Origin of the sequence: Bacillus timonensis, assembly GCF_004799755.1 — a bacterium.
GTDB classification, from domain to species: Bacteria; Bacillota; Bacilli; order Bacillales; family Bacillaceae_L; genus Ferdinandcohnia; species Ferdinandcohnia timonensis_A.
In genome coordinates, this window is sequence record NZ_SLUB01000101.1 from 1 (window position 1) to 7,199 (window position 7,199).

The window sequence follows — 7,199 nt, forward strand, 5'->3', positions numbered from 1 at the left end:
AGATGTGTATAAGAGACAGCATTTTATACTATGATATTTAAAAATTACATTAAAAATTTGGTAAACCTTCACCATTAGTTTAATTGCTTCCATAAAAAATGCGTTAATCCTTCTTGGATCAACGCTAAGTAAAATCTTTCACAATGTCACAGAGGCGACTCCTTTTTTAAGGAACCTCCCCAAATCTGATTGATTACCAAACAACCCTTGGTTTTCTACATATCTTTGTATAATCTTCATTCTCAGCTAATTTTCTTACTTTTACATCTTTAATAAACCAATCTGTGGCAGATTTGTTATAAACTTTTAAAGTAAACAAATGATATGGAGGCTCTATTGCTCTTTCATAAGTTATGAATTGATAAGTTATCTCGTATCTATATGCTTGGTCAGGCTTTGTCTTGACCGCTACAAATTTGCAAAAATCAGATAGGTAACTCTCTCCGAAATAATCTTTAATTGCTTTTGATTCCAACGGCATTAAATAGATATGGTTGTTAATGTAAAAAAGGAGGTAAAGCGTTGGCGAATATAATCCACGAAGAAGAAAAGCAGTTTGGAACTTTTTCTTATTTTCACTTGCTTGGCTTAAGAATTCTATCCAGTTTAACTTTAAGAAAATTAATTACTATTGAGAAAAAAAGAAGTGAGTTAGAAAAAAGATATGACGAGAAATCAAAAATATTATAAGGTGTGGCGCGAGGCTCACTAATTGAGCCTTTTTTAAGTTCTTATTTTACGTTATTGGGCAGAAAAAGTTTCTTACACTATCCTGCATCATTAGCTAATCACTTCAACTAAAATAGGCGAAATCCTTCTTGGATTATCGCACTCGTTAATGAAAAAGAATACGGGTTAGCTAATTTTACCTACTTTTTCAGGATGAGGAATTTTGGACAGCCATATTAAAACGGTTATTTTCTTTTTTTGGATATATAATATCTTGCATTAGCAAAAAAGATGGTTCCAAAAAGGAATAACATAACGATTAACCAACTAGCAATTGCTGAATACTCACCTTTAAAAATAAATTCACTTGTTAAAGTAACAAACACCATTAGTGCCATAACAATATACAAACCTATTAAATGCTTCATATTTTTGTTGGACCCCATGTAAAAAATCCTCCCCACGCCCCAAAAGAGCAATGATAAAAAGAAACTCCGCTACTTCACAGGTTAGATCTATATCGACACTTCTGTGAATCTGATATTTTGTTTTTAATTAAGTTTTGGAGTTCTTCTGTACTTTTCTTTTGCTCCGTTGAACCATGCCGTGACTGCCTCTTTGTAATATCCTTGTATGAAATCTGATTCGTATTGCCCCATTTCTTCCAGGGAACTTTATCGTATTTATGATGCTGGTAATATTTCCATGGATGGATACTCCCCGGCGCATAATTATACGTGCCCATGTTTACCGGATCGTTTACCATTTGACCCGTCTCAACATGATAGACAACTTCAAAGCGACCATTTGATGATATAAACTTCACATTATAAGCAGCGTCATATTCGCTTACTTCAAACCGGTGATATCTACCACTGAAAAGCTGCCATTTGCCACATGCCACTAGTCCAATCATTTCTTCTAATTGTTCAGGCGCTTCTCCATATCGATTCAATTCATTGCGAAAATAATGAATCTCTTCCGTGATATAAGGGAGTTGTTTGACATGCTGATCAAATGTTTCAAAAAACAGATCAAATTGCTTATGATCGTTCAAAAGTTTTTGATTTTCCTTCAAATCATCCATCATCTGCGTTAGGATAGCGTGTGATGCAATTGATTTGGATGTATCAAATCTATACCATTTTCGATGTTCAGAGCGAATTTGGTCAAACTGCTCTGAGAGCTCAGAAAAGTATGACTCCGATAAAAAATCGGCCTTGATCGCTACAGGCACACTAGGATATACAAAGTCTATCTCTTGTCGATGGTACCCATATATCGAAACTAAAATCAGGGAAAAAAGAATGATAAGAACCGTTTTTGGCGACCGACTTTTGATTACTATTCTAATTTTTTGGCCCTCCTCTTCTCCCAATTTCAATCATTCTTTAATGCTTCTTGAGGATCGCATCCTTTTTGAGAAAAAGGATTCAAATACTACCCGTTTATCAAAACCTAGCTAATCCCACTTTCTAAACGACACTTCAATAATAAATTCATTTTCATGGACATTAGCTACCGCTTTTCCTCCTTGTTTGTTAACCAGTTGATGAACAATATGTAGTCCTAATCCAAGATGGGTACCCGTTCGACTAGAATCCAACCTGAATGTTCGATTAAAAATCTGTTGGAGTTTCGTAGCATTTATCTTCTCAACGTCATTTACTGCCTTTAACCATATATACTCGTCTTCTTCTACAAAACTAATTTTTAAATAACTTTTGGCATAAGTTAAAGCATTTTGAATGATGTTGATTACAATACGAACGGTTGCTTTGTTGTCAGCAAGAACAGCAGGCACAGTACCTTCATCCATTTTGACCTCTAATTGCTCTTTCTCAAAGTCTTCATAGAACATGAGCATTGTTTCCACAACAATTTGATCTAGAAACTGCTTTTCCATAGTCAACTTCTTGTCCGATGAATCAAGTTGTGAGAGTTCATAAAATAAATCTACAATCATAGTGAGATTATCGATTTTCTTCTGAATAATATCTAAAAACTCTTTCCTATCTGTCTCAGATATAGATGGGTCTGTTAATAACTCTGAAAACCCTTTGATCGATGTTAAAGGTGTTCGTAAATCATGGGAGATATTTGTGATTTCTTGCTTTAATTCCATTTCTCTTCTTTCAACAGACTGTTGGTTCTGTTTGAATAGTTGAATCAGCTGGTTGATTTTTGCTGCAAATCGAGCCAAATTTTTATTATGAGTATTTGTCCGAACTAATTCATTTGTCCCGAAATTTTGACTAATTCTCTCTAATTGTTTTGTCATCCTTTTGACATCCCAATGGAACAGCAGAAGCATGCTGACGGCAACAATCAATAGGAAAATCAACATCATTATAATCCACCAGCTGCTCACTTTCATTCATCCCTTCTCATTCAATCAATGTTTTTATTTGCGAACTTTTTTGCTCCAATCAGTAAAGAAATCACGGAAATGACGATACCTACAACCCAATAGTGGTAATTGAATTGGGCTGCGCCATCCAAATAGCTCATTAAATTATCATTTAACAATGTATTCGGTGCATTTTTGTGTAACTCTCTCAAGCCTGCAAATGGACGAAAAACCCGCAACAAGCTCCCAGAAAGGCCAAATATAAATAGCAACACGATAAAAATGTAAACCTCTCCAACCTTCAGCATCTTCAACGTGTGAGTTAGGAAAAAGCCACTCAGAACAATTGGTGCCATATTGACACATGCAAGTAGAAAATTTCGTACCGACTGATTTTCACCCGTAAATAAGTTCTCTCCTAACGCAATCATTAAAACGATTCCCACGACGCAGATTAGTAGAAAATAACTTAAAGTCAGGATTAACTTCGACCAGAAGATAATATTTCGAGAAATACCGAAAGAAATGGATTGCTTGATTAAAGACAAATCTTTTCCAGTGAGAGCTGTATTATAGATTAGCCCTACGATAACAATTAACAATCCGCCACTTATCACATTTGAATAGAAAAATTTACTAGTCGCATAAGGGAAATTCGGATCAAACTGTTCAAAAAAATAAAGGGTGGCAGCAGCAGCGACAATCAGTAACAAACAAATTAATCCTGTTATATGCGTCCCTTTTTTACGAAGTAGCCGATAACTTTCACTTTTTAGATAATTAATCATTTTTATGCCCCTCCTCCACTAATCCTAAGAAGTATTCCTCTAAATTCAGTGCTTCGATGCGAAACTCCTTCACCGTCACACCATTATCAACCAAGAGGCGATTAATATCTCCACTGCTCTCTACATGATTTTGGATAGAGATGACTTGATTAGGAAGGACTTTAAACTGGATATCTGCATATGCTCGTTCCAATAATTGCGCTACTTTCACAGTATCATCGACCGTTAGGAGAATGTGTTTCCTACTCTTTTCCTCAAGAGCCTCTTTACTTAAATCTTCAACGATTACACCATCTTTGATAAATACAAAACGCGTTGCTAACAATTTTAATTCCGTTAAAATATGACTAGAAATCAATATGGTTATTTGTTTTTCCTGATTAAGCTTCATCAATAATTTGCGGATTTCCATAATCCCCTCCACATCCAAACCATTGATTGGCTCATCGAGTACTAAACAATCGGGGTTGCTTAAGAGACAAAGGGCTATGCCTAATCGCTGCTTCATCCCCATCGAATAATCTTTAAATCGTTTTTTCTTTTCATTTGCCAGACCGACAATTTTTAGGACTTCATAAATACGTTTCTTATCCACAACACCCCGTTGAATCCGGAAATATTCCAGATTTTGAACTGCTGTAAAATCAGGGAAAAATGTAGGGGTTTCGATCATAAAACCCATTCTTTTTTTCTCATGCTCGATCTCTTTACCAGATTTCCCAAAGAGCTGAATCTCCCCAGTTGATGGCATTAGTTGGCCTGAAAGAATTTTGAATAATGTCGATTTGCCCGCACCGTTTTTTCCAATGAGTGCACAGATTTCCCCTTTATTTAATGAAAAATCAAGAGGTTTAAGGACCTCATCCTCCTTAAACTTTTTCGACAATTGATACGTCTGAATAATGGTATTCATCTTTTCGACTCCTCCACTAAATTTCTGATATTTCCAGTTTAGCTTAGAAGTCTTTAAAATCCTTTAAGCAAAACATAAAGAAATCATAAAGAAGTCAGATCAGCATAAATCCTACTCCCCAAATGGTCTTAATATATTCTTCAGTAGTCATTTCAGAAATCTTCTTGCGAAGGTTAGAGACGTGAACACTGATTGTATTATCATCACCATAATAGGTCCCTTTCCAGATGCTTTCATATATCTCCCTTTTGGAAAGCGCACGCTCAGGATTGTTCATGAAGAATGTTAAAATATCAAACTCAGCATTTGTCAGCTGCAGCTCATTCTCTTTTAATATAACAGATCGTTTTTCCGTATTCATTTTAAGCTCACGCCATCCAATTTCCGCTGATAGCCCCGGGTGAATACTGGCTTTACGTAATTGGACTTCCACTCGGGCCATCACTTCTTCCTGATGAAACGGTTTGGTTATATAATCATCCGCACCCATTTTCAATACTTGCACTTTGTTCTCAATATCGACTTTAGCTGAAATGACAATAATCGGAATAGAACTCGTTTCTCTGATTTCTTTTAATAGTTCCTCCCCACTTTTGCCCGGTAACATCAAATCCAATAAAATTAAATCGAACGTATTCTTTTGAAGCTGCAACAAACCTTCTGTACCCGAATAAGCTGCAACCGGTTCCATGTGCGATTTTTCCAAAATGACACGTAGCAGTCTACTAATCTCTTGATCGTCTTCAATGATTAAAATGCGTTTTCCTTCATACATACTTATCACCCATTTTTTAATGTGTAGCGTTTTGAACTTTTTCTATTGATTATAGCTTACATCATTTGGGAAAATATAGTAAAGGACGAGAGGATAAATTAGAGGTGAGAAAAATTAGCCCCACCACATCACACAGACAAATACTGACCATAGGGAGACAAATATCCCTATCATACCGAAAATAAATATGTATAAGGGAATAAATCGATCATCAATTTTTTCAAACTTGATCATCAAATATGCTAATAAAGGGGTCACTAAATAAATGAGGATACTAAGAACCGTAATGCTAGTTAAGTAATATACAACATGATTGGTATTGGTTATGCTTTCTAAAAAATAGGCGAAAGATTGTCCGTATATGCCTAATGCCGTCGCAATTATCATTAAAATCCATATAAGAAAATGACCTTTATTCACTGCCGATTCCTCCAGAGTAACCATTTTTTGTTAGTGTAATATTACACTAATTATAACAAATGATTCTTCCCTTAGAAATGGTTTTTATTAAACTTAACTTTTTCTTTACATGAAGAAGAATGAGCATTAATGCTGTTCAAGCTAGTTTGAGAGTAAGCATTCACTCTAATCCCATCAAAAAAAAGAGCTGTCCAATACAGCTCGGTGATCTAAAACATAAAATTATTTTTTCATTATTGGAATCCAAATTTCGCTTTTCACAGATGGTGAAGTTAATTCTTTGGTTTTTATCGACAAAATTTCAGGGCCTTCTGTAACCTGATAATTGGAAGATGGAAACCACTCTGAATATATCCTTCCCCACGTTTCCTGTAGCGTACTAGGAAAAGGCCCCTTTGATTCAAATATCACCCAGGTTAACGCAGGAACCTCAAGTTTTGAAAAGTTGTCAAGGCCTTCTTGTGTGGTTGCTACGCCAATATACTGATCAAGCTCTCCTTTTTCTTCCATACGTCCTTCAGAAAAATTTGTAGATGCTTGAATCATCCCTTTCGGCTCAACATTCGAGAGTTTTGTTAATTGAGCTATTTTATCCATAGTCAACGATTTCCACATTGCTGCAATTTCCAGGTTTTCTCCTTCAAAGATAATCGGAACTCTTTTCATGATACCCACTATGTTAAATGCTTCTTTTTGTTCGATTCTGTAATTCATTTCATCTCCTCCTCTAATTGATAATTGAAAGGTCATTGGTGGATAGGCTTTTAATAGCTGTCCATTGTTTCTTGCTTCTGATGGTGTAACACCATGTAGATTTTGAAAAGCTCTATTAAACGAGTCCGGTGAGCTGTACCCATATTTAATGGCAACATCAATGATTTTTATATGACTGTTAGTCAGCTCAAATGCTGCCAAGCTAAGTCGTCTACGGCGGATGTATTCTGATAATGTGATACCTGCAAGAAAGGAAAACATTCTTTTAAAATGATACTCAGAACAACGAGCGATTCTCGCCACCACTTTGAAGTCTATTTCGTTAGTGAGATTATCCTCGATATACCTTAAAGCATCATTCATACTCTTAAGCAAATCCATTATTTGACCTCCCTCTATAAATGTTGATTTACCAACGGTTTGATCCGTTAGTGGGGTGTCAAAAAAATATTTTTCGACACAATTCCTAACAGTATTTTTAAAATATGTGAAACTATTCCAATACATGGGTACGCTACGCGGTCACTACTGGATAATGCTGGTAAGTAGTGCTAGGGAATTATACGATGC

General features: G+C 35.6%; 8 protein-coding genes. 1 reads left to right on the top strand and 7 read right to left on the bottom strand.

What is annotated here, in order from left to right; all coding sequences use genetic code 11:
* Positions 1-522: 522 nt before the first annotated feature.
* Positions 523-690, top strand: coding sequence for a hypothetical protein (locus E1I69_RS24565; RefSeq protein ID WP_154670439.1), 168 nt, complete (start codon positions 523-525; stop codon positions 688-690).
* Between the two features lie 224 nt (positions 691-914).
* Here E1I69_RS24565 and E1I69_RS23560 read toward each other — a convergent pair whose 3' ends face one another.
* The 7 genes from E1I69_RS23560 to E1I69_RS23590 form a co-directional block, all read right to left on the bottom strand.
* Positions 915-1,115 carry a hypothetical protein gene (locus E1I69_RS23560; protein ID WP_242634688.1) on the bottom strand — a complete coding sequence of 67 codons (201 nt, stop codon included), beginning with the start codon at positions 1,113-1,115 and terminating at the stop codon, positions 915-917.
* Between the two features lie 56 nt (positions 1,116-1,171).
* A complete protein-coding gene (locus E1I69_RS23565) occupies positions 1,172-2,047 on the bottom strand; it encodes a hypothetical protein (protein ID WP_242634689.1) in 876 nt (291 codons plus the stop codon).
* 84 nt (positions 2,048-2,131) lie between these two features.
* Positions 2,132-3,019 carry a sensor histidine kinase gene (locus E1I69_RS23570; protein WP_242634690.1) on the bottom strand — a complete coding sequence of 296 codons (888 nt, stop codon included), beginning with the start codon at positions 3,017-3,019 and terminating at the stop codon, positions 2,132-2,134.
* Positions 3,020-3,060: 41 nt separating this feature from the next.
* Entirely contained in the window at positions 3,061-3,807 is a 747-nt protein-coding gene (locus E1I69_RS23575) for an ABC transporter permease (RefSeq protein ID WP_136381941.1), read from the bottom strand.
* Positions 3,800-4,720 (bottom strand): ATP-binding cassette domain-containing protein, encoded by a 921-nt coding sequence (locus E1I69_RS23580; protein ID WP_136381942.1) that lies wholly within the window; start codon positions 4,718-4,720, stop codon positions 3,800-3,802. The genes E1I69_RS23575 and E1I69_RS23580 overlap by 8 nt, the downstream gene beginning before the upstream one ends.
* Before the next feature lie 94 nt (positions 4,721-4,814).
* A complete protein-coding gene (locus E1I69_RS23585) occupies positions 4,815-5,495 on the bottom strand; it encodes a response regulator transcription factor (protein WP_136381943.1) in 681 nt (226 codons plus the stop codon).
* Between the two features lie 642 nt (positions 5,496-6,137).
* A complete protein-coding gene (locus E1I69_RS23590) occupies positions 6,138-7,010 on the bottom strand; it encodes an AraC family transcriptional regulator (protein WP_136381944.1) in 873 nt (290 codons plus the stop codon).
* Between the last annotated feature and the right edge of the window lie 189 nt (positions 7,011-7,199).

Coding starts and splice junctions, on each gene's coding strand:
- E1I69_RS23585 (WP_136381943.1), bottom strand. CDS start 5,495: ATGTATGAAGGAAAACGCATTTTAATCATTGAAGACGATCAAGAGATT.
- E1I69_RS23560 (WP_242634688.1), bottom strand. CDS start 1,115: ATGGGGTCCAACAAAAATATGAAGCATTTAATAGGTTTGTATATTGTT.
- E1I69_RS23580 (WP_136381942.1), bottom strand. CDS start 4,720: ATGAATACCATTATTCAGACGTATCAATTGTCGAAAAAGTTTAAGGAG.
- E1I69_RS23570 (WP_242634690.1), bottom strand. CDS start 3,019: ATGATGTTGATTTTCCTATTGATTGTTGCCGTCAGCATGCTTCTGCTG.
- E1I69_RS23575 (WP_136381941.1), bottom strand. CDS start 3,807: ATGATTAATTATCTAAAAAGTGAAAGTTATCGGCTACTTCGTAAAAAA.
- E1I69_RS23590 (WP_136381944.1), bottom strand. CDS start 7,010: ATGGATTTGCTTAAGAGTATGAATGATGCTTTAAGGTATATCGAGGAT.